The sequence below is a fragment of the Mycobacterium sp. genome (assembly GCF_035633495.1).
Taxonomy (GTDB): Bacteria; Actinomycetota; Actinomycetes; order Mycobacteriales; family Mycobacteriaceae; genus Mycobacterium.
Genome location: NZ_DASQEU010000088.1, coordinates 43,033 through 67,983, shown reverse-complemented (window position 1 = coordinate 67,983; position 24,951 = coordinate 43,033). Strand labels below are relative to the sequence as shown.

Annotated in this window: 24 protein-coding genes; 8 read left to right on the top strand and 16 right to left on the bottom strand. The window is 67.9% G+C overall.

The genetic code is table 11. The features are described from left to right. Positions 1–10: 10 nt before the first annotated feature. Positions 11–2,230 carry an acyl-CoA dehydrogenase family protein gene (locus VET27_RS13855; protein ID WP_526518986.1) on the top strand — a complete coding sequence of 740 codons (2,220 nt, stop codon included), beginning with the start codon at positions 11–13 and terminating at the stop codon, positions 2,228–2,230. Between the two features lie 95 nt (positions 2,231–2,325). Here VET27_RS13855 and VET27_RS13850 read toward each other — a convergent pair whose 3' ends face one another. Further along, the gene (locus VET27_RS13850; protein WP_526518984.1) at positions 2,326–3,243 is read right to left on the bottom strand and encodes an NADP-dependent oxidoreductase; all 918 of its coding nucleotides are present in this window, start codon (positions 3,241–3,243) and stop codon (positions 2,326–2,328) included. Positions 3,244–3,295: 52 nt separating this feature from the next. Then, positions 3,296–3,571, bottom strand: coding sequence for a hypothetical protein (locus VET27_RS13845; protein ID WP_526518982.1), 276 nt, complete (start codon positions 3,569–3,571; stop codon positions 3,296–3,298). A gap of 373 nt (positions 3,572–3,944) precedes the next feature. Here VET27_RS13845 and VET27_RS13840 point away from each other — a divergent pair, with 373 nt between their 5' ends. Further along, complete coding sequence (locus tag VET27_RS13840; protein ID WP_526518980.1) at positions 3,945–4,835, top strand: mycobacterial-type methylenetetrahydrofolate reductase; 891 nt, start codon at positions 3,945–3,947, stop codon at positions 4,833–4,835. A gap of 304 nt (positions 4,836–5,139) precedes the next feature. Here VET27_RS13840 and VET27_RS13835 read toward each other — a convergent pair whose 3' ends face one another. Continuing rightward, positions 5,140–5,748 (bottom strand): GDSL-type esterase/lipase family protein, encoded by a 609-nt coding sequence (locus VET27_RS13835; RefSeq protein WP_526518978.1) that lies wholly within the window; start codon positions 5,746–5,748, stop codon positions 5,140–5,142. 90 nt (positions 5,749–5,838) lie between these two features. Here VET27_RS13835 and VET27_RS13830 point away from each other — a divergent pair, with 90 nt between their 5' ends. Together VET27_RS13830 and hrpA are read left to right on the top strand one after the other, a co-directional pair. Continuing rightward, complete coding sequence (locus tag VET27_RS13830; protein WP_526518976.1) at positions 5,839–6,660, top strand: PHP domain-containing protein; 822 nt, start codon at positions 5,839–5,841, stop codon at positions 6,658–6,660. A gap of 31 nt (positions 6,661–6,691) precedes the next feature. Further along, positions 6,692–10,612, top strand: a complete 3,921-nt coding sequence (hrpA, locus tag VET27_RS13825; RefSeq protein ID WP_526518973.1) for an ATP-dependent RNA helicase HrpA — start codon at positions 6,692–6,694, stop codon at positions 10,610–10,612. Here hrpA and VET27_RS13820 read toward each other — a convergent pair. Next, complete coding sequence (locus tag VET27_RS13820; protein ID WP_526518971.1) at positions 10,607–11,590, bottom strand: alpha/beta fold hydrolase; 984 nt, start codon at positions 11,588–11,590, stop codon at positions 10,607–10,609. The two genes, hrpA and VET27_RS13820, sit on opposite strands and share 6 nt — an antisense overlap. A 77-nt stretch (positions 11,591–11,667) precedes the next feature. Continuing rightward, the gene (locus VET27_RS13815) at positions 11,668–11,835 is read right to left on the bottom strand and encodes a hypothetical protein (protein ID WP_526518969.1); all 168 of its coding nucleotides are present in this window, start codon (positions 11,833–11,835) and stop codon (positions 11,668–11,670) included. 350 nt (positions 11,836–12,185) lie between these two features. On the opposite strand from VET27_RS13815, the gene VET27_RS13810 reads away from it, so the two are divergent. Beyond that, a complete protein-coding gene (locus tag VET27_RS13810; RefSeq protein WP_526518967.1) occupies positions 12,186–12,389 on the top strand; it encodes a hypothetical protein in 204 nt (67 codons plus the stop codon). A 48-nt stretch (positions 12,390–12,437) separates the two neighbouring features. On the opposite strand, the gene VET27_RS13805 is transcribed toward VET27_RS13810, so the two are convergent. From VET27_RS13805 to VET27_RS13775, 7 genes are read right to left on the bottom strand one after another with little or no spacing between them, the layout of a single operon-like run. After that, entirely contained in the window at positions 12,438–13,091 is a 654-nt protein-coding gene (locus VET27_RS13805; protein WP_526518965.1) for an MOSC domain-containing protein, read from the bottom strand. Positions 13,092–13,129: 38 nt separating this feature from the next. Continuing rightward, positions 13,130–13,867 (bottom strand): hypothetical protein, encoded by a 738-nt coding sequence (locus VET27_RS13800; RefSeq protein ID WP_526518963.1) that lies wholly within the window; start codon positions 13,865–13,867, stop codon positions 13,130–13,132. After that, positions 13,864–14,850, bottom strand: coding sequence for a peptidase (locus tag VET27_RS13795; protein WP_526518961.1), 987 nt, complete (start codon positions 14,848–14,850; stop codon positions 13,864–13,866). The genes VET27_RS13800 and VET27_RS13795 overlap by 4 nt, the downstream gene beginning before the upstream one ends. Continuing rightward, positions 14,847–15,824, bottom strand: coding sequence for a hypothetical protein (locus VET27_RS13790; RefSeq protein WP_526518959.1), 978 nt, complete (start codon positions 15,822–15,824; stop codon positions 14,847–14,849). Before VET27_RS13790 ends, VET27_RS13795 begins: the two co-directional genes overlap by 4 nt. Next, positions 15,815–16,288, bottom strand: a complete 474-nt coding sequence (locus VET27_RS13785; RefSeq protein WP_526518957.1) for a hypothetical protein — start codon at positions 16,286–16,288, stop codon at positions 15,815–15,817. Before VET27_RS13785 ends, VET27_RS13790 begins: the two co-directional genes overlap by 10 nt. Next, the gene (locus tag VET27_RS13780) at positions 16,278–17,150 is read right to left on the bottom strand and encodes a DUF58 domain-containing protein (RefSeq protein WP_526518955.1); all 873 of its coding nucleotides are present in this window, start codon (positions 17,148–17,150) and stop codon (positions 16,278–16,280) included. The genes VET27_RS13785 and VET27_RS13780 overlap by 11 nt, the downstream gene beginning before the upstream one ends. 20 nt (positions 17,151–17,170) lie before the next feature. Then, positions 17,171–18,172 (bottom strand): AAA family ATPase, encoded by a 1,002-nt coding sequence (locus VET27_RS13775; protein WP_526519032.1) that lies wholly within the window; start codon positions 18,170–18,172, stop codon positions 17,171–17,173. A 108-nt stretch (positions 18,173–18,280) separates the two neighbouring features. On the opposite strand from VET27_RS13775, the gene VET27_RS13770 reads away from it, so the two are divergent. Beyond that, positions 18,281–18,964 carry a GAP family protein gene (locus VET27_RS13770; protein ID WP_526518953.1) on the top strand — a complete coding sequence of 228 codons (684 nt, stop codon included), beginning with the start codon at positions 18,281–18,283 and terminating at the stop codon, positions 18,962–18,964. 97 nt (positions 18,965–19,061) lie between these two features. Here VET27_RS13770 and VET27_RS13765 read toward each other — a convergent pair whose 3' ends face one another. The 4 genes from VET27_RS13765 to VET27_RS13750 all read right to left on the bottom strand — a co-directional run bounded on the left by VET27_RS13765 (position 19,062) and on the right by VET27_RS13750 (position 22,575). After that, positions 19,062–19,427 (bottom strand): cupin domain-containing protein, encoded by a 366-nt coding sequence (locus VET27_RS13765; protein WP_526518951.1) that lies wholly within the window; start codon positions 19,425–19,427, stop codon positions 19,062–19,064. Between the two features lie 125 nt (positions 19,428–19,552). Then, the gene (locus VET27_RS13760) at positions 19,553–20,752 is read right to left on the bottom strand and encodes an acyl-CoA dehydrogenase family protein (RefSeq protein ID WP_526518949.1); all 1,200 of its coding nucleotides are present in this window, start codon (positions 20,750–20,752) and stop codon (positions 19,553–19,555) included. After that, entirely contained in the window at positions 20,745–21,941 is a 1,197-nt protein-coding gene (locus VET27_RS13755; RefSeq protein ID WP_526518947.1) for an acyl-CoA dehydrogenase family protein, read from the bottom strand. Before VET27_RS13755 ends, VET27_RS13760 begins: the two co-directional genes overlap by 8 nt. A gap of 64 nt (positions 21,942–22,005) precedes the next feature. Continuing rightward, positions 22,006–22,575 (bottom strand): hemerythrin domain-containing protein, encoded by a 570-nt coding sequence (locus VET27_RS13750; protein ID WP_526518945.1) that lies wholly within the window; start codon positions 22,573–22,575, stop codon positions 22,006–22,008. A gap of 184 nt (positions 22,576–22,759) precedes the next feature. Between VET27_RS13750 and VET27_RS13745 the strand changes: the two genes are divergently transcribed. Together VET27_RS13745 and VET27_RS13740 are read left to right on the top strand one after the other, a co-directional pair. Continuing rightward, on the top strand, positions 22,760–23,638 hold the full coding sequence (locus VET27_RS13745; RefSeq protein WP_526518943.1) for a DUF1295 domain-containing protein: 879 nt from the start codon (positions 22,760–22,762) through the stop codon (positions 23,636–23,638). Continuing rightward, a complete protein-coding gene (locus VET27_RS13740) occupies positions 23,635–24,750 on the top strand; it encodes an FAD-dependent oxidoreductase (protein WP_526518941.1) in 1,116 nt (371 codons plus the stop codon). Before VET27_RS13745 ends, VET27_RS13740 begins: the two co-directional genes overlap by 4 nt. The last annotated feature ends 201 nt before the right edge of the window (positions 24,751–24,951 follow it).

The following is a 24,951-nucleotide window of genomic DNA, read 5'->3' as shown; positions in this document are numbered from 1 at the left end:
TGCTAGCTCGATGGCCATCGCCGTCACTGACGACCACGAGGCGCTCGCCGACACCGTGACCGGTTTCGCGGCGCGGCACACACCGACCACGGCGACGCGGCAGGTCTTCGATCAACTCGCGGCAGGTGTCGAGCAGCCGCACTGGGCTGAACTGGTCCGGCAAGCTCTGCACGCCGTCCACATCCCCGAGGAGTTCGGCGGGCAGGGCGGTGGCCTGGAGGAATTGGCCGTCGTCGTCGAAGCCGCCGGAGCCGCACTGCTTCCCGGCCCGATGCTGCCGACGGTGATGGCCAGTGCGGTCGTGGCCCTGGGCGGTGACGGTGCGAAGCGCGCTGCGCTGCTCGGAGAGTTCGCCGCGGGCGCTACCGGAGCCGTCGTCCAACCGTCGCACGGAGTCTCGGCCACGCGTGACGGTGATGGCTGGACGCTCTCGGCGTCGACCCTGCCGGTACTCGGTCTGATGTCGGCCCGCGTCGTGATCGTCGGTGCACGTTCGACGGACGGCGACGTCTGGCTGCACCTCGATCTCGACGCGTCCGGTGTCACCCGAGAGGCGTTGGAGGGCACCGATCTGACCCGCGACGTCGGTCGACTGAAACTCGACGACGTCTGGGTGGCGCCGGGCCACGAGATCGTCGGCGTGGACGCGACCGCGGCCCGCACCATGATGGTCGGACTGCTGACCGCCGACGCTGCGGGAGTCATGCAATGGTGCCGCAAGGCGTCGGTCGAGCACGCCAAGGTGCGTGAGCAGTTCGGCCAAGCCATCGGCATGTTTCAGGCCGTCAAGCACAAGGCTGCGCGGCTGTTCATTGCCGAGGCGTTGGCGTCCGCGGTCGCGGCCGACGCCATCCGCAGTCTGGATCAGGATGCCGATCAGCAACGGGTCGCCGCGGAGACGGCGGTTATCATCGGCGTCGGCCGGGCGGTCGACGCGGTGATGGAGGCGATCACCATCCACGGCGGGATCGCCGTCACGTGGGAGCACGACCTTCACCTCTACTGGCGACGCGCGATCAGTGTTGCGGCGCAGGTGGGTTCGGTGCGCACGGCAGTGCGCAGCCTCGGCGAGGTCGCGCTCGGAGCCAAACGCGACTTCACGATCGACGTGGACGACCCCGAGTTCCGAGGGTGGGTCGGTGGCGTGCTGGACGAGGCGCTCGCCTTGCCCGCCGATGAACCGAGCACCGACGATCCGACGAAGGTCTACACCAAGGGGCGCCGCCGCGAATTCCTCGCGGAGTCAGGTCTGGTCGCGGCCCACTGGCCGAAGCCTTGGGGGGTCGGTGCGACGGCCGCGCAGCAGGTGATCATCGCCGAGGAGTACGCCAAGCGGGACGTGGCCCCGCCCAAGGTGATGGTCGGTGACTGGGCGGTGCCGACGATTCTCGCGCACGGCACGGATGCGCAGAAGGAGCGGTTCGCGGGGCCCACCCTGCGCGGCGACATCGTCTGGTGCCAGCTGTTCAGCGAGCCGCAGGCGGGGTCCGACCTGGCGAGCCTGAACACCAAGGCCGACAAGGTCGATGGCGGTTGGTCGCTCACGGGTCAGAAGGTGTGGACCTCGGATGCGCACCATGCGCACTGGGCCATCTGTCTGGCCCGCACCGAACCGCGCGCCGCGAGGAAGCACCGGGGATTGAGCTATTTCCTCGTCGACATGCACGCGCCCGGTGTCACCGTGCGGCCACTGAAGCAGCCGAGCGGTGACTCCCACTTCAACGAGGTCTTCCTCGACGAGGTCTTCGTCCCCGACGACCAACTGCTCGGGGAGCGCGGCGAGGGTTGGGCGCTGACCATGACCACACTCCTCAACGAGCGGACGACGATCAGCTCGATGATGACCCTCGGCGACGACGACCGGGTGCGCAAGATCATCGACGAGGGCCTGTACTGCGGCGACCGCGCGGACGCCATCGAGGCCCTCGGCGAGATCGTCGCCGAAACGACGGGCGTTGCCGCACTGAACTATCGGGAGTCGGTGCGTCAACTGCACGGCGACCTGTTCAGCCCGGGCGCGTCGGTGGTCAAGGTCGCCTCGGCAGAACTGGGTCGCACGACCGCGGCCATCTCCCTGGATCTCATCGGCCCGGCGGCAAGCGTTCGGCACGCGCCCGCCGACGTGGTCTCCAACGAGATGTTCGTGCCCGCCTTCCTGATCGGCGGGGGCACGGTGGAGATCCAGTTGAACGTGATCGCCGAACGGATCCTGGGGCTGCCGCGCGGCTAGTAGTCCGCCATGAGGCGTGGTGTCGAGTGTGTGAGTTCCCGTCGAGAATTGGCCGTCCGCCCGACGACACGCCGCACAGTCGGCGGGGCGTGGGCTCAGCTGACCTGGATCACGACCTTGCCCCGGGCATGGCCGATCTCGACCGCTGCCACCGCGTCCGCCGCCTCGTCGAGCGGACGGACGTCCTCGACGTGTGGATCCAACTTGCCGTCTGCCACCAGCGCGGCGACGATCTCGAGGACTCGGTGGGTCCGATCGCGTTCGATCAGGTGCCCGCCGAGATCGGCCACGATGGGGTCTCCCGTGCTGATCAGCTTGTTGCGGTCGGTGACCAGTTCGGCGACCGCGCGGAGAGCGTCGCCACCTGCCAGGTCGAGGATGGCGTCGACTCCGTCGGGCATGATCTGCTTGATCCGGTCAACGACGCCGTCGCCGGATGCCACCAGGGTGGCGCCGAGCGTCTCCACCAGTGCGCGCTTGTCCTCGCCGGCCGTACCGATGACGTTGATGCCGAGGTCCCTGGCGATCTGCGCCGCGGCCACGCCGACGCCACCACCGATACCGTTGACCAGCAGGGTCTGACCTTCCTCGAGGTCGAGTTGCGTCACGCCGTCGTACGCGGTCGCGGCGGCCACGGGCAGCGTGGCGGCGTCCTGGAACGACACCTGCGGTGGCTTGTGCGCCGCGGCGCTCGCCGTGACGAGGGTGTATTCGGCGTACCCGCCGGAACCAGGAGCGACCGAGCCGAAGACCTCGTCGTTCTCGGCGAAGCCGTGCACGTCCTTGCCGACGCCTCGCACCACACCCGAGACTTCGCTGCCGAGGACGGCGGGGAGATCGCTCTCGCTCGCGGCGCCGAGCATGCCTGCACGGATCTTCCAGTCAACGGGATTCACGCCCGCGATGCGGACTTCCACCAGCAGTTCGCCCGCCATCGGAGTGGGCATGTCGAGGTCGAGGAACTCTTGAACGTCGGGTCCACCATTGCTTCTGTATCCGAATGCTTTGATCATTGTTGGCGCGTACCCGTACGCCGCGCTCTGGTAAACGTAGCGCGGTGCTACCTCATACCGTGCCTACCTTCGCACGCCACCAGCCGTTGACGTCCGCGGCGATGGTCTCCGCCAAGTCCGCCGCTTGGATCGGGTCGATGCGCGACGTCGTCATCAGGCCCATCTGGCCCGCAGTCAGGATGTCGGCCTTGCGATCTCGCTCGCCGACCGCCCCGGCCATGCGACCGAGGGCGTGGTAGACGGCGGCGCGCACGCGCTCCCGATACCCGCGCACCACGCGAACGGCATCGCCGTCGAGGATGTTCAGGTCCATGGCCGTGTTGAACATCAAGCACCCGCGCGTTGCCACCGCGCGCGGCGACTCTCGCAAGAAGCGCGGCCCCGCCGGGACCTGCCCGTCGGGTCCCCAACGGGCCCCGAGCCGCCGAACTCCTCGGCCGCGGCATCAATCACGAAGGCGTCCGGCTCATCCTCGACCTCGAGTACCGCAACGCCCGACTCCAAGCCGAGAACCGCTACCTCAACGACAATCTGTACCTCAGATCCGCCAATGGTCGCCCGGTGTCGCGGCGCCCGTCAGAGCCCCGCCCCAGCCCGGGTCCCAGGACCAATCGGTAGGGTGTCCTCCCGGCGGCCCGCGAACCACGGGTCATGCGCAACGAAGCGCCAGTTAACCAGTGCATGTCACAAGGAGCAGTCTCTTGGCCCTCAACACCATCGCGCTGGAGCTCGTCCCGCCCAACGTCGACCGTGGCGCGGCGTACGCCGTCGAAGAGGCGCACAAGGTGCTGCAGCTCTCCGTCGAAGCGGGCATCGGGGGTCGGATCCGGCACGTCATGATCCCCGGGATGATCGAGGAGGACGACGACCGGCCCATCGAGATGAAGCCGAAGCTCGACGTGCTCGAGTACTGGTCGATCATCAAGCCGGAGTTGCCGGGGATGAACGGGCTGTGCACCCAGGTGACCTCGTTCCTCGACCAGCCTGCGCTCGGTCGACGCCTCTCCGACCTGCGAGGTGCCGGTTTCGACGGCATCGCCTTCGTGGGCGTGCCACGGACGATGGCCGACTTCGAGGGCGCAGGGGTCGCGCCCACGGACGCCCTCTCGATCTATCACGGAGTCGTGCCGAACCGCGGGGCGATCCTGATCCCCACCCGCGACGGCGAACAGGGTCGGTTCAACTTCAAGTGCGACCGGGGCGCGACCTACGGGATGACGCAGCTGCTGTACTCGGACGCGGTCGTCGGGTTTCTGACCGAGTTCGCCAAAACCACCGACCACCGTCCCGAGATCCTGTTGTCCTTCGGCTTCGTACCGAAGATGGAGACCGACGTCCGCCTCATCAACTGGCTGATCCAGGACCCCGGCAACGCCGCAGTCGCCGCCGAACAATCCTTCGTCAAGGAGTTGGCGGCCGCGGACCCGGCCGACAAGCGCAAACAGATGATCGACCTCTACAAGCGGGTGATCGACGGCGTCGCAGACCTCGGCTTCCCCCTGAGCATCCACCTCGAGGCCACCTACGGTGTCTCCCGGCCCGCCTTCGACACGTTCGCGGAGATGCTCGACTACTGGTCGCCCGACCGCTGACCGTGTCCCGCCAGCGTTACTTCACCGAAATTTGCAGAACGACGCGGGGCGGCTTTGCACCTCGGGCGACGATTCGTTCGATCAGGGTCACGACGTAGTACTCCCTCCGGTTCAGAGCAGATGTCATGGCCGATCGACAGCGGTTTCGTGTCGAAGAACTCGACGCTTTGCGTTGCAGCCACCTGCTCCAAGCGGCCGTCCAACTCGTCGATCTTCGTCTGGAAGTAGGCGGCGTCGACGGGATTGATCGGCTGCGCGGGAAAGCAGCCCTCGGGCCGAACGTAGGTGCCGTACCCGATTAGAATCACCTGGCCGCGGGCGCCTTGTCGCGGATGTCGGCAATGAGGGCAGACCAGTCGTCGGCGTCCGCCTCGATGGCCTGCGAGATGCCGTCCACGCCGTCGACCACGAGGTCTGGCAAGCACGGCTGCACGTCCAAGGTCGTCTGGCGGCACTCGGCTGCGATTGCAGGCGAGTCGACGTCGTTGCCGCCGACCGTGACGGTGACCAATTGGGTGTTCGCCGTGACGGCGTCCAGTTGCGGGGGCACCTGACCGGTGCGGGTGGACTGTGTCCGGGAGGCGAGGTCCTCGGTCCGTGCGCCGCTGCACGTCACGTCGGTGGACGACGCCGCCCCGATGCGACGAGCGAGTACCGACGGATAGTCGTTGGTCGACCTGAGACAGCCAACTGGTAAGGCCTGGTCGGGAACGAGCGGTGCTGCCGCGGCCGAATCGCCCATCGCCACGTATCTGGGACCAGTGCCAGACCACGCGCCGGGTGGCTTCTGGCTGGTCGAGGGCTCTGATGCGTGGGGCGGGGTGGCCACACGCGGGGCGTCGACGCAGGCCGCCGTGAGCGATGCCGCCGCGAGAACGGCGACCATCGTCCGGCGGATTCGGGTCGAAGCCATCAATCGTCTATACCCAGGACCGCCGACCCTGCCACTGTGGGCTGCGTCGCTCCAGAAACGCGCTTCGCGACGCGTGGAACGATTGGGGGCGTGCTTCCCGCCGACAATCACGTGCACTCGCAGTTTTCCTGGGACACCGGCGTGAACGCCTCGATGGAGGACACGTGCCGTCGCGCCGTCGAGGTCGGTCTACCCGCCGTCGCGTTCACCGAGCACGTCGACTTCACCGAGTGGGGTGAGCACGACCACCCGCCGGCCGGTGCACGAATCTCGACGCGGAAGCGCGTGCAGCCGGTCGACGTCGAGGGGTACCTCGCGAGCATCGAGAGGTGCCGCCACCAGTTCCCCGAACTGCGCATCCTCTCGGGCATCGAGGCAGGCGAGCCGCATCACTTCGCGGGTAGCGTCGCTGCGGTACTCCAGTCGGGCACGTTCGACCGCGTGCTCGGTTCGCTGCACTCGATCGTGCACGACGGCCGACTGGTCTTTGCCAATCACGTGTTCGGGTCGCTGCCTGCCGCCGTCGTCGTGCGCGACTACTTCGCCGAACTGCTGCGACTCGTCGAGGTGTCCGAAGTCTTCGAAGTGCTGGCGCACTGCGACTATCCCCGCCGCTACTGGCCTGCCGCTCGGGAGGGTGCTTACCGCGAGGGGGACTTCGAGGAGGAGTACCGCACCGTGTTCCGCGCGCTGGCCGCCTCGGACCGGCCGCTAGAGCTCAACACCGCCAGCCCGCTCGCGTCAGCCACCCTGATGCGATGGTGGTATGAGGAGGGTGGCGGTGCGGTGTCGTTCGGTAGCGACGCGCACGTCCCGCTGCGGGTCGGGGACAAGTTCGACGTGGCGGTCGACATCGTCGAAGCGGCAGGCTTCCGGCCCGGCCGCGACGAGTACGACTTCTGGCGCCGCTGATCGCCCGTCGCCGAACGCCTATCGTTGCCGAGTGTCCGAACCGTCCAGCCCCGAGCTGCGCGAGCTACGCCCGCGCCTCGATGGCCTGACGATCCGCGACGCCGACCGGCTGCGGCGTCGACTGCGTGGACTTCGCGGCAGCAGTCCCGCGGCGTTGGCCAAGATCGCCGAGCAGTTCGCCACGGCGGAAGCCCTCGTCGCCACCCGCCTCGCCGCCGTGCCCGAGATCACCTACCCCGATCTGCCCGTGAGCGAGATGCGACACGACATCGCGACGGCCATCAACGAGCACCAGGTGGTCGTGATCGCCGGCGAGACCGGATCGGGCAAGACCACGCAGCTGCCGAAGATCTGCCTCGAACTGGGCCGCGGCATCCGCGGCACCATCGGCCACACCCAACCGCGCAGGCTCGCCGCCCGAACCGTCAGCCAGCGCATCGCCGACGAGTTGCACGTCCCGCTGGGCGAGGCGGTCGGCTACACCGTCCGGTTCAACGACCATGCGAGTGACCGCACGCTGGTCAAGCTGATGACCGACGGGATCCTGCTCGCCGAGGTCCAGCGCGATCGTCGGCTGCTGCGCTACGACACCCTGATCCTCGACGAAGCTCACGAACGCAGCCTGAACATCGACTTCCTGCTCGGCTACTTTCGGGAACTCTTGCCGCGACGGCCCGATCTCAAGGTCATCGTGACGTCGGCGACGATCGAGCCGGAGCGCTTCGCGGCACACTTCGCTGGGGCGCCGATCGTCGAGGTGTCGGGGCGGACGTACCCCGTCGAAATCCGTTACCGCCCACTGGAAGTGATCGCGCCATCGGGTGACGACGAGGATCCCGACGACCCGGACCACGACGTGATCCGCACCGAGGTCCGAGACCAGACCGACGCCATCATCGACGCCGTCCGCGAATTGGAGGCCGAGCCGCCCGGCGACGTGCTGGTCTTCCTGTCCGGCGAGCGCGAGATCCGCGACACCGCAGAGGCGCTGCGCGAGGCGCTGACGTTCACCGAGGTACTGCCGCTGTATGCGCGGCTGCCGACGGCGGAGCAGCAGAAGGTCTTCGCGCCGTCGCAGTCCCGTCGCCGAGTGGTGCTGGCCACCAACGTCGCCGAGACGTCGCTGACGGTGCCGGGGATCCGCTACGTCGTGGATCCCGGCACGGCCCGCATCTCCCGGTACAGCCGGCGGACCAAGGTGCAGCGCCTGCCGATCGAACCGATCTCGCAGGCGTCGGCCGCGCAGCGGGCTGGCCGGTCGGGACGCACCGCACCCGGCGTCTGCATCCGGCTTTACTCGGAGAACGACTTCGAGCTTCGGCCCCGCTACACCGATCCCGAGATCCTGCGCACCAACCTCGCCGCGGTGATCCTGCAGATGGCTGCTCTCGGCCTCGGTGACATCGAGAACTTCCCGTTCCTCGACCCGCCGGATGCCCGCAGCATCCGCGACGGCGTGCAATTGCTGCGCGAGCTCGGCGCGTTCGACGGCGATGGCGCCATCACCGAGCTGGGCCGCCGGCTCGCGAAGCTGCCGCTGGACCCGCGCATCGGGCGGATGATCCTGGCTGCCGACGCCGAGGGCTGCGTGCGCGACGTGCTGGTGCTGGCCGCGGCGCTGTCGATTCCCGACCCGCGCGAGCGCCCGACCGACCGCGAGGAGGCCGCGCGACAGAAGCACGCCAGGTTCGCCGACGAGTTCTCCGACTTCAGTTCCTACCTCAACCTGTGGCGCTATCTGGGTGAGCAACGAAGAGCGTTGTCGGGCAGCGCGTTCCGTCGAATGTGCCGGGAGGAGTTCCTGCACTACCTGCGCATCCGTGAATGGCAGGACCTCACCGGCCAACTGCGGAGCATCGCCCGCGACCTCGGCATCCGGGAGAGCGACGACCCCGAGCCCGCCGACCCGGCAAGGGTGCATGCCGCACTGCTCTCGGGGTTGTTGTCGCACATCGGTTTACGCGAGGGGGACGGTAAGGACTCCCGAGATTTCCAAGGGGCGCGGAACTCGAAGTTCGTTCTCGCGCCGGGCTCGGTGCTCACCAAGAAGCCTCCACGGTGGGTCGTCGTCGCGGACCTGGTGGAGACCAGTCGGTTGTTCGGCCGAATCGCGGCGCGCATCGAGCCCGAAGCGGTCGAGCGCGTGGCGGGTGATCTCGTGCAACGCACCTACAGCGAGCCGCACTGGGACGCCAGGCGCGGTGCGGTCATGGGCTACGAGCGAGTCACGCTGTACGGGCTGCCGTTGGTGGCGCATCGCCGCATCGGTTACGCCGAGGTCGACGCAGCGGTGGCCCGAGACTTGTTCATCCGTCATGCTCTCGTCGAGGGCGACTGGCAGACCCGTCATCACTTCTTCCGCGACAACACCAGGCTGCGTGAGGAAATCGCCGAGTTGGAGGAGCGCGCCCGCCGCCGCGACCTGCTCGTCGACGACGACGAGATCCACGCCTTCTACGACGTCCGCGTGCCTCCGGAGGTGGTGTCGGCGCGTGACTTCGACGGGTGGTGGAAGAAGCAACGGCACCGCACGCCGGATCTGCTGACGTTCACCCGCGACGACCTACTGCGTCATGACGACGACGCGGATCAGCCGGATACCTGGGAGGCCGACGATCTGTCGCTGCCACTGACCTACCGCTTCGAGCCGGGCCGCGAGGACGACGGTGTCACCGTGCACATCCCCGTTCAGGTGCTCGCGCGCCTCGGAGGCGACGAGTTCGGCTGGCACGTATCGGCATTGCGCGAAGAACTGATCACAGCGCTCATCAAGTCGCTCCCGAAGGACCTGCGGCGCAACTTCGTTCCCGCACCGGACACCGCGCGGGCCGTCGTCGCCTCGATCGACCCGAGCGCCGGACCGCTACTGGACGAGCTGCAGCGCGAACTGCGGCGTCGCACCGGCGTGCTGGTCCCGATCGAGGCGTTCGATCTGGGGAAGATCCCGGATCACTTGCGCGTGACGTTCGCCGTCGAGGCCGACGACGGGACCGAGCTGGCGCGTGGAAAGGACCTCGAGGCTCTGCAGGAGCGGCTCGCCGCTCCGGTGCGCAATGCCGTGGCCGACGCCTTCGCCGGTGAGCTCGAGCGTAAGGGCCTGCGGGCGTGGCCGACTGATCTCGACGAGCTGCCGCGCGTTGTCGAGACCACCGGCGGCGGACGCGCGGTGCGCGGATACCCGGCCCTGGTCGACGGGGGCGCCGCGGTCGACGTGCGGGTTTTCGCCACACCGGCGGAACAGGCGGCAGCGATGGGACCGGGAACCCGCCGCCTCTTGCGGTTGACGGTGCCGTCGCCGTCCAAAGCCCTTGAGAAACAGCTGGACACCCGAACTCGGCTTACCCTTGGGGCCAACCCGGATGGCTCGCTCGCCGCACTGCTGGACGACTGCGCCGACGCCGCAGTGGCGGCCCTCGCGCCGAACCCGGTCTGGAGCCGAGCCGAGTTCACCGCCGTGCGAGACCGGGTGGCCGCGGCCATGGCCCCGACGATTCGCGACATCCTCAACCGCGTCGAACGCGTGCTCGCGGCGTTGCGCGAGGTGCAGCTCGCGTTGCCCGGCCTGCCGCCACCGGCCCAGTCGGATGCCATCGCCGACATCCGCGCGCAGCTCGCCGTGTTGCTCCCCGCAGGTTTCGTCGCCGCCACCGGGGGCGCGCATCTCCTGGATCTGGCCCGTTATGTGACGGCGATCGGTAGGCGCCTCGACCGGTTGCCACACGGCATCGGTGCCGATCGTGAACGGATGCTTCGCGTCCATGCGCTGCAGGACGCGTATGACGAACTGACTCAGGCGCTTTCGCCATCACGGGCCGCCGCCGACGACGTGCGTGACGTCGCGCGCCTCATCGAGGAGTTCCGGGTGAGCCTGTGGGCCCAGCAGCTCGGCACGGCGAGACCGGTCAGCGAGCAGCGCATCCACCGCGCGATCGATGCCATCACGCGGTCATAGCGCGTGCAGGAAGTCCACGAGTGCTGCATTGACCTCGGCTGGCCGTTCCTGTTGCAACCAGTGCCCGGCACCCGAGAAGACCTGTAGCGCATGAAGTTGCGGGAGAGCCGCGCGCATCCCTTCCAGAGCGTCGTCGGTGTTCCCGGCGATGAGATCGTGCTCGCCGGCAAGGTAGAGCGCGGGTTGTCGGATGACTGACCCGACGAACGGCGCCAGCACCGTCGGTAGTGCATTGAGGTTGCGGTACCAGTTGAGGCCACCGCGAATCCCGTTGCGCAGCAGCTCCTCGACGTACGTGGCGACGTCGGCGTCGGTGATCCATCCGGGAAGCTCTTGCGGCAACACCAGTTGATCGACGAACCGTTCTCCCTTGGGGAAGTAACCGGCCCAGCCACGTTCGTGAACACCGTCTTCGACGATGTCACCGCTGACGGTGTAGAGGAAACCGCGCACGAAGTGCTCCAGATCGGCTTCGATCTCGACTTCGGCGATGCCCGGCTCCTGGAAGTACAACCGGTAGTAGTCGCGCTCACCGGCCGCCGCCTGCATCAGGTCGTTCATGGTCACGCCAGGAGGGAAGCCTCCGATCGGCGGTGTGTACGGAACGCCAAGCGCCGCCACGGCGCGGAAGACGTCGGGCCGCATCAAGGCGCTATACCAGGCCACGGGCGCGCCCCAGTCGTGGCCCACGATGACCGCCTGGTCGGCGCCCAACGCACTGACGACGCCGACCGTGTCGCCGACCAGGTGGCTCAACGTGTAGGCGCCGATGTCCTCGGGCGCACTGGTCTTGCCGTAGCCACGCATGTCCATCGCCACAGCACGGAAACCCGCGTCGGCCACGGACTGGAGCTGGTGGCGCCAGGAGTACCAGGATTCGGGGAAACCATGGCAGAACAGCACCGGTGGGCCGTCACCCACGGAGACGGTGTGAATCGAGATTCCGTTGGCCTCGACGTCGCGGTGGGTGAGCGTCATCAACCCATACTGCCGCCTGCAGGCGCGCACGAAGAAGGGGGCACCCGCGTTGCGGGTGCACCCTTCGGGAGTCGTGGTTAGCGGCTCTGGTGAACCGTGGTGTCGACGTGCGGCACGTTGACGGTCGGCGTGATCTCGTTGATGAACGCGTGATGGTCGATGTCGGCCTGCGCGGCACCCGAGAAACCCAGGGCGCTGGCGGCGAGGCCACCGGCGACGATCGTGGCGAAACCAATCTTCTTCATGCTCTTCATGATGCTCATCCCTTCATCTCGAACGTGATCGAGCCGTGGCCTGGATGCCCCGATTCGGACGCTCTTACCGGTTGAAGTCGCCTTCGTTCCGGTCTGTTTGGTCGAACCGGCAAGGGAGAGGATTCATTCCACGCACGAGGCAGGGTGTCTCAGGTCACGGTTGCAGTTGCCCGCCTCCGCGCGAATGCTGATTCCAGCGCACGCTAGACGGGCTAGTGATTCGGGGTCGGCTGATTCGATTCTGCCACCGGGCGCACACTTCCTGCTAGCGGAATTTTGCGGTCGAGCACCGTGTTGGAGCAGGCAGAACACCGAGAAGGATCAAGGAAGAAGGCTTCGAGATGAAGAAGTTCGGGTTTGCCACCATGGCCGCCACCGCATTCGCCGCCGCACTCGTGGGGTTGGCCGCCCCCGCTGGGGCCACCACCGTCGCCGAGCCCGCCTCGGTTGGTTTCGTCACCGGCATCGACCACCACCAGTGGATCAACGACATCCAGCAGCAGGTGAACACCCCGCCAGCCCCCGTCGTGGGCAACGGCCGCTGAATCGGCGTCACACCAACGAAGGGCACCCGACATCGGGTGCCCTTCTTGCTATCCTGCTGCTCGTCGCCGTGCGAGTTGCTTGACGTCGTCGGGGAGTGCGTCGGCTTCGAGAATCGCGGGCAGGAGGTCCGGCTCCAACATGAGGGCGCGGTACACGAAGCCGATGGTGATGCCGTGTTCGGGACGCTCCACCACCTCGACGGAATCCCCACCGGACACCGACCCCGGCTCGATCACCCGCAGGTAGCCACCCGGCGAGCCGCCGTGCGCGAATGTCTTTATCCAGCCGTCGATTCCGAGCCGCTTGGCGAAGGTCTTGCACGGCGTCCTTGGACTGGTCACCTCGAGCAACACGCCTTCGGAGCCGATGCGCCACCGCTCGCCGATCACTGCGCCGGTCACGTCGATGCCCGCCGTCGTGAGGTTCTCGCCGAACATGCCGTTGGTGAGATCACGGCCCAATCGGGCCGCCCACGCGTCGAGATCCTCGCGTGCGTAGGCGTAGACGGCTTGATCGTCGCCCCCGTGCAACTTCCGGTTGCCGATGACGTCGCCGACGATGCCGCTGCCGAGTCCGCCGCGCTTCGCGCCGGGCGTCCGAACGGCGAGCGCTCCGCTGGCCGGACGCTTGTCGATCCCCGTCTTGGGTTCGGCGCCGTCCGCATCCACCTGCGTGCGGTTCACCGTCAATACCGATGCCACCCCCCGAATGTAGTGCGACCGCTCCGTGCGTGCCGGTCCTAGCCACCGTTCTGAGCGGCCGCCGCATCGCGCAAGATCTGCTGTAGACGTTCCAGTGGGTCACCGACACCGGGATTGAGCCGCAGCTGCCGGTCCGGGTCCGTCGGCGCCGACCCGGACGGCGAAGACGGTGCTGCCGGAGGGGGTGCGTCCGGCGGTGGCGGCGGGGGAGGGGGTGCCGCCGACGCGGCGTTGATCTTGTCGGTGAGTCGGGCGGCCGCTCCGTCGAGCAACCGTCGGCGCTCCTCGTCGGGGTCGGTGCTGCCCCTGAAGCAGCCGCCCGGGGAGCCCTCAACGGCGGCCAACGCGCTGCGATACCAGTTGACGGCCGATCTCCCGTCGAATACCTCGGCGGCGCGGTCTCCGAGGGTCTCCCTGACGAGTTCGAGGTTGACCCGGACGGAACACGACTCCCGAGACTCGGTGCGGGCCAGTGCATTGCCGAACTGCTCGTCGGCATCGTCGAGCCGGTCGTCGAGCACGGCGAGATTGCCTACGGCGAAATAGGCGTTCGCTGGTTCGACGACGTTGAGGACCTGGAGCGCCGCCACGTCACCACGCAATGCGTCAGCGTCACGCTCGGCGAAGGCGGCAGCGGCCGAACCACCCGCGATCACGACGGACCACATCTTGACCAGCACGACGATCAGCGCGACCGCGACGGGTGCGGAGAACACCAGGAGCCGACGACGCAGCCGTGCCCGGCGTGATCCGTGGCGCCACCAATCCATGGTCATACGTCGACGTCCGCGTTGGTCAGTCGCGTGCGTCGGAACTCCCGCAGCACGTAGTACAGCTCGACGAGCACCAACGCGGCCGCCAGGATCGCCGGAGCCCAGTACAGTTCCGTCCGGCCTGCGGAGTCGCCGTTGCGGAGGGGTCGGGACGCCTCGACGTCGGTGGCGTCGTTCGGAAGCGCGGATGCCAGCGGATCGACGCTGTCTCGCGCCAGATACGGCACGCCGATCTGTCCGGCGATGCCGCGCAGCGCAGGCTCGTCGATCGCCGACCGTGCGACGTCCGTCCCGGGGATCGGACCGCCCGCGTCGGTGCCGTAGCCGAGCACTGCGCCGCCGTCGACCGCCCCCTCGGGTAGGTTGAAGTCGCGTGCCGGCACCTCCGACTCCGCCGCACCCGCGCCGAGATAGAAGACCAGGTTCTTCGCCCGCGGATACTGCTGCACCGCCCCGATCAGCTGGTAGCGCAACATGTTTCCGGCCGCACCTGCATTCGTCAGCATCACGGTGTCGGGGGCCGCCGCATAGGGCACGAGCGTGGACGCCACCGGTCGCAGGCTCCAGGTGTCCACCGACAGCGGCCAGTCGAGCGCGGGCCGCGCCGCGAAGGAGATGACGGCGACGCGGGCGCCGGGGTACCGGTCGATCAGCGCGGTGACGTCGTCGCGTGCTACCGACATCCTGGTTGACCCGTCGGATTGGTCCGCCACCCGCATGTCGGGCGAGCGGTCGACGACGAGGAACACGTTGGGGGCATCACGATCCGCGACGCGGGTGGCGGACTCATCAGGGTGCTCCAGGACGGGCCGCGTGGCAGTCGCGACGAGGAGCAGCGCCGCGCCCGTCAGCCCGGCCCACCGCCACAACGCTGTCCGGGTGCGGGTCGCCGGTGTGAGCCTGCGTAGGGCGGCGATGCGGGCCACCAGGACGATCGCAGCGATGGCGGCGAACAGCAACGGGGGCAGGGCGGGCTGGAAGGTCATCGGCGCTGCACCATCGGCCAACCGGCCAGCGCGGCCGCTGCGAGCGCGATCAACGCCGGCACGTCGGGGGATTCGTGTGCACGACTGCTCTCATCGTCCTGATCGCTGAACCTGGCCGCGGGCGGGTGGTCGCGAATGTCGTCCAGGTTCCTGGCCATGTTCGACTCCGCGGGGAACGAGCGTCCGCCGGTGTCGCGGGAAATCGACGAGAGAGCGCCGGAATCGTAGCCGGTGACGACGGTGTTGACCTGGACGCCGGCCGTGATCGCCAGGTCTCTCACCCGGTCGGCGGTGAAGAGTGCCGGACCCCGGTCGCCGGGACTTCGCGGCGCGTCGGGGCCGACGTAGATCAACGAACGGCGTTGCGCGGCAGTCTGGTCGAAGTCGGGGAACCCGGTCAGGCACAGCGCCAACAAGTCCCGGGCGTCCTCGGAGTAGTCCGCGTAGGACACCGCGGGCGAGAACGCCGCCACGTCACCGCGTTGGTCGGCGGGCCGTGCATGGTCCGACAGCGTCTGCTTCGCGTACTGATAGTCGCGGGTCAGCGGTATCACCCGTCGGTTCGGCGAGGTCAGCCCGATGCGTTGGGTACCGAACCCGTTCACGTGACCGGCGAAGTAACTCAGCGACGCGCTCGCGGCTGGATCGGTCGTGGGCGCACCGATGCACAGCATGATGTCCTCGGGGTCGCCCGCACCGTATTTCGTTGCCGAGGTGGGTAACCCGGTCGGTCGTGCTCCGACGACGATCGCCCCGGCGAACATCACGACGAGTAGCACGATCGTCACGACGGCCGACCGCGTGCGCGACCGAACCGCACGCACGTACTCCGGCAACTGGGTCAAGCGCCCCGCGTTGGCCAGCGGGCGGAGGCTCCGGCGTTCGGCGCCCATCGGTCGAAGCAGTACCGCGATGATGCAGACCGCAAGGGCGACGCAGCCTGCGATCACGACCAGCATCCACGTCAGGCCCACGATCGGATCAGCTCCTCGGCCTCGCGGCTGACCCGGCCGACGTCCACCTCGGACTCCGCGTTGAACTGGACGTCGATCAGGTCTGCGAGAAGTGTTGCGGCTGGTGCGATCTCACTGCGTGCGATGGCATCGAGCTGCATGTACTCGGCGCGTACGCCGGTCGCTTCGCGGAGGAAGAGGCGCACTTCGCGACTGACCGCCTCCCCGGCAGGCGCCGCATCCAACTCGCCCGCCCGATAACTGTTCCCGATGGCATGCACCGCGCGCGCGAAACGGTGGCGGAGGATTCGGTCGCGCGTCGCTCCGACCAACGGAACGCTCCGCAACCGCCGGCGCGGCATGGTGATCAGGAGGATTGCGGCGTACCAGGCGAGCAGAGTCACCGTGAGCAGGACCGAGAGCCAGAACCACCACGACGAGTAGGGCGTCGGACCGATGACGTGCCGTATCAAGTCATCCGGCACGGGCGTACACCTCGGTCATCGCGATCAGCTGAGTCCGCACGGCGGTGCTGCTCCGGACCACCGCGTGCGGGATGCCATGGCTGACCATGAACTCCGAGAGGCGTTCGCGCCGTTCGAATTCGGCGCGACGATAGGCGTCGACCACGCGTGTACCGAGTGCTGCGCCGCTGAGGACGAAGCCGCCGTTGCCCACGTCGAAGCCGTCGCGCTCGTCGTCGGCCGAACCGACAGGGGGCATGTCCGACACCATCGCCCAAAGGACGTCGTGCCTGGCCGTGAGCCGGATGAGTACGTCGTCCAGCAGGGGGTCGAGGTCGGGCTCGTCGGACACCACGAAAATCAACAATGGACGACGTTGATGCACCGCCACCCAATTCAGTTGCGTCAGTATGTGACTGGGTGCCGGACGGGTGGTGGCGTGGTGGTGGAACCGATGCAGCATGTGCTCGACGTGCGTCTCACCGCGTCGCAGTCGGATGTCGACGCATCCGCGGGCATCACCGAATACCACGCCGATCTCGTCGGACCGCCTCAGGGTGATCAGCCCCATCGCGCCGATGACGTTGGCGGCCACGTCCCGCTTGACCTCGCCCGAGGGGGCCGACGCCGCCATGTTCCGGCCCGCGTCGGCCACCACCATGATCTTGTGGTGCTTCTCGGTCACGAAACGCTTGATCAGCACCTGGCCCGAGCGGGCCGACGCCTTCCAGTCGATGTCGCGGACGTCGTCGCCCTGCACGTACGGCCGCAGATCATCGAACTCCAGGCTGCGCGTGTGGACCAACGCATAGCGGCCACCCTCGAGGAGACCGCTGGCGTCGCGCCCGAAGCACGCCTTCGCGCGGTCGAGATGCATCCCCACCTATCCAACCGTCCACGAGCTCACGGCACCCGCACCGCCTGCAGAACCGCGTCGACGACGACGTCGGGCGTGACGCGCGCGCTGGCCGCCTCGAAACCGAGGATCAGACGGTGCCGCAGGACGCGGTGCGCCAGCTTCGCGATGTCGTCCGGCACGACGTGGCTGCGGCCGCGCAGCACCGCAAGCGCCCGAGCCGTGCGGCAGAACGCGATGGTGGCGCGTGGGCTGGCCCCGTACTCGATGAGCCGAGCCGTCCCCGGCGACAGGTGCAGCTCCGGCTCACGGGTGACGCCGACCAAGCGGCTGGCGTACCGAATGAGTACTCGGTCCATGTGCACCGCCGCCGCCAACTGCTGCACGCGCCGGATGTCGTCGATGTGTACCACCGGCGCCGTGCGGTGGTCCTTGTCGTACAACCCCGCGTCCATCCGAGAGATCACCTCGACCTCATCCTCGGTGGACGGGTACTGGACGACCTCCTTGAGCATGAATCGGTCGGTCTGCGCCTCCGACAGCGGGTACGTGCCTTCCTGATCCACCGGGTTCTGGGTGGCGATCACCAGAAACGGGTCCGGAATCGGATACTCGACGCCCGCGATGGTCGTCTGGCGTTCCTCCATCGCCTCCAACATCGCGCTCTGGGTCTTGGCGCTCGAGCGGTTGACCTCGTCGAGCAGGACGATGTTGGCGTGCACGGGCCCCAGTCGGGTGACGAACGAATTGGTCGCCGCCTCGTAGATCTGTGTGCCGATGATGTCGCTGGGCAGCAGGTCGGGCGTGCACTGGATCCGTTTGAATGCGCCGCCCACCGATTCGGCGACGACCCGGGCCGCGGTCGTCTTCGCGAGGCCGGGCACGCTCTCGACGAGCAGGTGACCGCCGGCGAGGAGACCTATCAGCATGGATTCCCGCAGGTGGTGCTGGCCGACGACCTTCGCCGAGAACGCACCGGCCACCGCACTCACGATGCGGTTGGCCTCGGCCAAGGCGGGCTGGTCGAGCTGCGATCGTGCCGCGGTCATGAGTCCTTCCGAGAGATGACGTGAAGTGTGCTGGATACCCGCATACGCCGAGTTCATGCCCTGGCTCCCGTCGACGGTGCGCGCCCGCTCCCGTAGGTTCGTCACGTCATGCTGGGACTACTACTGCCTCTCCTGGGCTTCGCGTTACTCGACTCGCTGAACGTTCTGAACCTGGGAGTGACGTCGGCGGTCGTGTACGACAGCAGGCTGAGCCGCCGGTCGGCGCTGCCCGGTGGCCTGAGCTTCGTGGCGGGGGTCTTCGCGGCGACCACCTCGTTCGGCGTGCTCACCGTCCTCGGCATCAACTTCCTGACCGACCGGGTCGAGTTCGACCTGACCCCGGCCATACGGTACTGGGGCCAGTTGGTGCTCGGTCTGGTCTTAGTCGCCGTTGCGAGCTTCTCGGGCTCGGCGCGACCCGCACCGCCCATCTGGGCGCTGAACCTGACCCGACGCAACCCGTGGTTGTTCGCGATCGTCGGGATGGCCATCGGGCTGGGCCAGGCGGCGACGTCCGTCCCGTACCTGACGACGCTGACGATGGTGTCCGCGCGCAACCCGCTGCCGACGCTGTGGCCGCTGATCGTGGTCGTCTACTGCGGCCTCGCGTTGGTGCCGTCACTGCTGGTGTTGGTCCTGTCGACGCAGCGGACGATCCGGGCCAGGCGCATGCAGCGCAACATCATTCGGGTGACGACCCGCTACGGGCCGATCACCGTGCGAATCCTGTTCCTGGGCATCGGAATAGTGCTCGTCATCGGTGCGCTGCTGAACTACCGCGCGCTGTGGTGACGGCTCCGCGCGTTTCCGCGTCACGAATTCTGTACCAAGACGCTGAATTCAAGAACCGATTCACAACCTTCGCGCAGAACTCGCCGCAGGGCATTTCCTAGGGCGCGTAATAGTCGCCGCCGCGGGAGAATTCGACGAACGTGCAGGCTTCGTCGCCGACGGTCCACGCGTCGTGCCCTGGCGGAAGCAGCATCACGTCACCGGCGGCGAAGACCTCTTCCGAACCGTCGGCCATCTGAACACCGAGCGCACCGCTGACGACGACCGCCACGTGCGGCAGTTCGCAGAGGTCGGTGCCTGCATACTCCTTGAGGTCGTTCGACCAGCGTGCGCCCTTGCCGAAGATCACCTGCGTGACCGCCACGCCGTCGAGTTCGGCTGTCTTCTTGGAGATCAGGCCGTGCACGTCGCTCTTGATGTCGGCGAAACGCGCCTTCTGCATGTCGGGGTGGTAGCTGCTCATTTCGTGATTGCAGCACGGTCTGACCCGAATGGACAGATATAAACTCACCGAGCGTGCGTGAACTCGCGACGTTGATCGGCGTGTCGCCCGCAAACACGCACGCTCGCGCGAAAAGAAGACGGCGATTAGGTGCGGGTGCCGTCGGCGACTCGCGGCGGCTTCTCTTCAGTCGCGTTGTCCAGGACCAGCTCGGCGACGCGCGATCGGTGTTGCTCCGCGCTTCCCAGCAGCGCCGCGTCGGTGGTTGCGCGCTTGAAGTACAAGTGCGCCTGGTGTTCCCAGGTGAAGCCGATGCCGCCGAGGGTCTGGATGGTGTCGTTGGCGATCCGGCTGAAGGCCGCTGAGCACGTCGCCTGCGCGATGCTGGTCGCGAGCACGGGGTCGTCCGAGCCGTCCGTCAACGCCCACACCGCGTGATAGGCCGTCGACCGAGCGTGCTCGAGGTCGACCATCATGTCCGCCAACCGGTGCTTGACGGCCTGGAACGATCCGATGGGCCTGCCGAACTGCAAGCGGTCTTTGGCGTACTGCACCGCGACGTCGAGCAGATGCTGCCCGGCACCAACCTGCTCGACCGCCAACAGCGCCGACCCGACCTGCAACGCGTGGGTGATGACGCGCTCGGCTTCGTCGGGTCCGGCCACCAGGCGGGCGGGTGCGTCGGACAACGTCACCCCGGCCTGGGGCCGCGTCTGGTCGACCGTGAGGAGCGGCGTCCGCTGCACGCCGGAACCCGCGGTGTCGACCGCGTACAACCCGACCCCGTCGGGGCCGGCCGCCGCCACCAACAGCTCGTCGGCCGCGCCCGCGTCGACGATGCGGTCGACGGTCCCGGTCAGCGCCCACGAATCACCGGACCCCGATGCGGTGACCGCGACCGCAGAGGCATCGAAGGCCCCCGCCCGGTCGTTGACGGCGAACGCCGCGGTCCGACGACCCTCGACGAGCTCGGTCAACAGTTCGTTTCGCACCGCGCTCGCGGAGGCGGCCACCAGCGCGGGGACGGCGAGGAACACCGTGCCGAACGACGGTCCGCAGGCGAGTGCCGCACCCAGTTCCTCGACCGCGACGGCCTGGTCGACGAGGGTGCCCCCGACGCCGCCGTCGGCCTCCGGCACCGAGAGCCCGAGCACGCCGAGCTCGGTGCCCAGACGGGCCCATGACTTCGGGTCGAACGGCGGATCGGACTCCATCAGCCGGCGCACCGCCTGCTCGTCGAAGTTCTCGGCGCAGAACCGGCGCACCGCACCGCGCAACTGGTCCTGCTCGTCGGTGAACGTGAACTCAGCAGATTGGCGGGGTTGATCCGCTAGCTCCTCAACCACGGGGGATCTCCTTCCACGGCATGCCTGCATCGGCACGTAGGTCGCCGGGCAGGCCGAGGACCCGCTCGCCGAGGATGTTGCGCATCACGTCTGACGTGCCACCTTCGATGGTGTTGGCACGGCTTCGCAGGTACCGCTGCTGGATCGGACCTCGCCAGTCCGCGTCGTCTCGATCCGCGTCGGGCGTCACGTACCCGTGGTACAGAATCCCTTCCGGCCCAAGCAGATCCATGCAGAACTGGTAGATGTGCTGGTTCAGTTCGGCGCCCACGAGCTTGCCGATCGAGCCTTCCGGGCCCGGCCCGCCGACGGTGGCCATCGCCCGCGACCGCTCGGAGGTGAGGCGCTGTGCCTCCGACCGCAACCACAGTTGGGTGAGCCGGTCGCGCAGGACGGGTGTCTGTCGCTCCGGCCTGGCCGCCCACAGCGAGACGGCTTCGGAGATGGTGCCCGCACCGCGCCTGCTGCCGCTGCCGCCGAGTGCGCTGCGTTCGTTCATCAGCGTGGTCATCGCCACGGCCCAGCCGTTGCCGACCTCGCCGAGGCGGTGCGCGTCGGGGATGCGCGCGTCGGTGAAGTACACCTCGTTGAACTCGGCCTGGCCGGTCAACTGGCGCAGCGGGCGCGTCTCGACACCAGGGGAGTGCATGTCGATGACGAAGTAGGTCAGGCCCTTGTGCTTCGGCACGTCGGGATTGGTGCGGGCGAGCAGCAGACCCCACCGTGCCCGGTGCGCGAGGCTGGTCCAGACCTTCTGTCCGTTGATCACCCAGACGTCGCCGTCCGGGACCGCCGACGTGGCGAGTCCAGCCAGGTCGGAGCCTGCACCCGGCTCGGAGAACAGCTGGCACCAGATGTCCTCGGTGGTGGCCAGGGGACGCAACCAGAAGCGCTTGAGATCGTCGGACTGCGCGTGTTCGCGCAGCGTCGGCGCCGCCATGCCGTAGCCCATCGGGTTCAGTCCCAGCGGCACGGGGCCGCCCGCACCCTGAAGGATCCGGTCCGCGACGGCCTGAGTTCTGCGTGAAAGCCCGAGTCCGCCAGAGTTTTCGGGAAAGTGCACCCACGACAGGCCAGCGTCGTAGCAGGCGCCGAGGAACTCCTGGACGGGCACCGACTTCGGATCGTGGTCTCGAACGACCCCCGACGCCAGGTCGGCGACCAGGTCTGAATCAGCAACGTTGCTCATCCAGCCACGATAGGAAGTCGACACCCGTCAACCGACACCGGGGGGACGTTCGGCGGTCATGCCTCTACGCAGCGATGCGCTTCAGCGCGTCGCGTGCCCGGTCGAGCAACGACGCGAAGGGACCCACGAGGAAGTTCGCGGTACCCGACTCGATGCCGACGTGTGGGCGAGTCGGCGCGATCCGCTCGGCGACGATGACCGCGGCGGTCAGCTTCTTCAGTTCGTCCGCGTCCAACTCCTCTTCGAGGCGCGTGAACTCCTCGGTCTCCTCCTTCTCGGCATGCCGGAGGACGGCCGCCTGAAGATGTATCAGAGACTTGCTGAACTCGGCGGTGCCGAACTCCAGCTTCTCGATCGCCTCCAGCGCCACCTTGGAGTCGTGCTCCTCGGCGAGGCGCGCCGCCACGATCGCCGGCCCGTCGGTGATCTTCCGGCGTACCCGCGGATGGACCATCATCTCCTCGGCGGTCTCGTGCACGGCGAGCAGCGTGCGCAACGCATTGAACGACTTCTCTTGTGCCGCAACGTCAGCCGCGTCGAGCGTCTCGACGAAGAGTCGCTTGATCTCTTCGTGCTGGGTGGTCAGGAAGTCCACGAGGTCCTGATTGCTGGTGATGGCGTCATTCCTGGGCATGGATACCTCATTCTGTCGAGCGTGTGGGTTTCGGCGCGGGCGGCTGGGCGCCTCCTTGGACTTACCCGACGGCCCGGAGAGCGAAACGGCGCCGAGGCGAGGGTCGTGGGCGGAGATGTGACCCAGCCCGCAGTGCAACTAGAACGTGTTACATTTCGGCTCGCCGCGGACCCCGAGGGAGCTGATGAGCAAGACCCGGTCACTGGCCATCGTCACCGCCGCCTACGTCGTCGCCGTCGGCGTGGCTGCGGCGTGGCTCGGTTGGGGCCCCACTACGGGTCTGCTCTGGCTCGACACCTTCATCGCCGACCTGCTGGCCACCGTCGTCATCTTCGCCTTCAGCCGCGCCTACCGGAACTCGAGTTTCTACGACGCGTACTGGAGCGTGATCCCGCCGCTGCTGCTCTTCTATTGGTGGAGCCAGGCAAGCCCGGACGTGGACCGGCTGCGGTGCTGGCTGGTGGCCATCGTGGTCGTGCTCTGGGCGATCCGGCTGACCGCCAACTGGGTGTACGCCTTCCCCGGCCTGCACCACGAGGACTGGCGCTACCCGATGTTCAAGGAACGCGCGGGTCGCTGGGAGTTCGGTGCCGACCTGGTCGCCATCCACCTCATCCCCACGTGCCAGGTCTTCCTCGGCATGGTGCCGGTGTACGTGGCGGTGACCCGGCCCGGCGCGGGCATCGCGTGGCTCAGCTGGCTGGCGTTCGTCATCGGTCTGGCGGCGGTCGCGCTCGAGCTCGTGGCCGACGTCCAAATGCACCGGTTCGTGCGGGACCGTCGCCCGGGTGACGTGATGGACCATGGCCTGTGGAGTTGGTCGCGGCATCCAAACTACTTCGGAGAGTTCGCCTTCTGGCTCGCCCTCGCCCTGTTCGGCGTCGCGGCCGCGCCGGCTGACGCGTGGTGGCTGGTCCTCGGCGCGGTAGCCATCCTGGCGATGTTCCTCGGCGCCAGCATCCCGATGATGGAGACGCGCAGCCTCGAAAGACGGCCGGCGTACCAGGACGTCCTCGACCGGGTGTCGCGGTTCGTGCCCCGCCCGCCGAAGAGGGTGACGTGAGGCGCCGCGTCGTCATCGCCGGGCTCGGCGACAGTGGGATCCTCACCGCGATCCGGCTGGCGCGCCACACCGACGTCGTCGGCATCTCGGCCAAGCCCGCGCTGGTCAGCGGTCAGGAGTTGGGCATCCGACTCAGCCGCCCCGACGACTGGGCCAACGACTACTGGATCGGCTTCGACAGATTCCGCGGACTCGACCGTGTGCGCACCGTGCACGGCAGACTCGCCGGCGTCGACCTCCTAGCGCGAGAGGTCTCGGTCGAGTACGGGGACGGCACGTTGCAGACCGAGGGCTACGACGCGCTGGTGATCTCGACCGGGGTGGCGAACGGCTTCTGGCGGCGACCGACGCTGCAGTCCGCCGCAGACGTAGGCGCCGATCTCCGCGCCGCGCACGACCGACTGACCCGCGCCGACGCCATCGCCGTCGTCGGAGGCGGTGCGGCGGCGGTTAGCAGTGCCGCCAACCTGGCGGGCACCTGGCCGGACAAGCGGGTGGACCTGTACTACCCGGGCGAGCGCCCGCTACCTGCGCACCACCCCCGGGTCTGGAGCCGAATCCGACGCAGGCTCACCGATCTCGGGGTCGGGCTGCACGACGGGCACCGCGCGGTCGTCCCCGATGGCTTCGCCTGCGACGAGATCAGCACCGGGCCCGTCCAATGGAGTACCGGCGAGGCGCCGACGTCTGCGGACGCCGTGCTCTGGGCGATCGGGCGGGTGAAGCCGAATACCGACTGGCTGCCTGCCGAACTTCTCGACGAGAACGGCTTCGTCCGTGTGGCGCCCGACCTCCGCGTACCCGGCCACGCGGGACTGTTCGCGATCGGCGACGTCGCCGCCACGGACCCGCTTCGCAGCTCCGCGCGCAACCGGGCCGACGGTCTGCTGGCTCACAACGTTCGCGCCGAGTTCGACGGGAAAAGGCTGCGCAGTTACCGCGCGCCGGAGCGCCGCTGGGGTTCGGTGTTGGGCGCCCAACCCGACGGGTTGGAGGTCTTCGCGCCCAACGGCCGGGCGTTCCGGTTCCCCTCGTGGTCGATCGACCGGATCCTGCAGCCGTTGATCGTCCGAAAGGGCATTTACAGGGGTGTCCGCAAATTGGCCGAATAACGATTCGGTCACGCGAATGATCACGATCAATTAAGAATTCGGCCCGAGCTCTGAAGATCTACCCCGACGCTCATCGATTTCGGCCCACAATGTTGCCCAACTCACGCCGCATTCGCGTAACGCCTGGCAGGAATGCTGCGAGCGAGCTTTGACGACACCGGGGGAGTCCCTGGACGACGCGTACCGTGGAGTTCGAGTCGA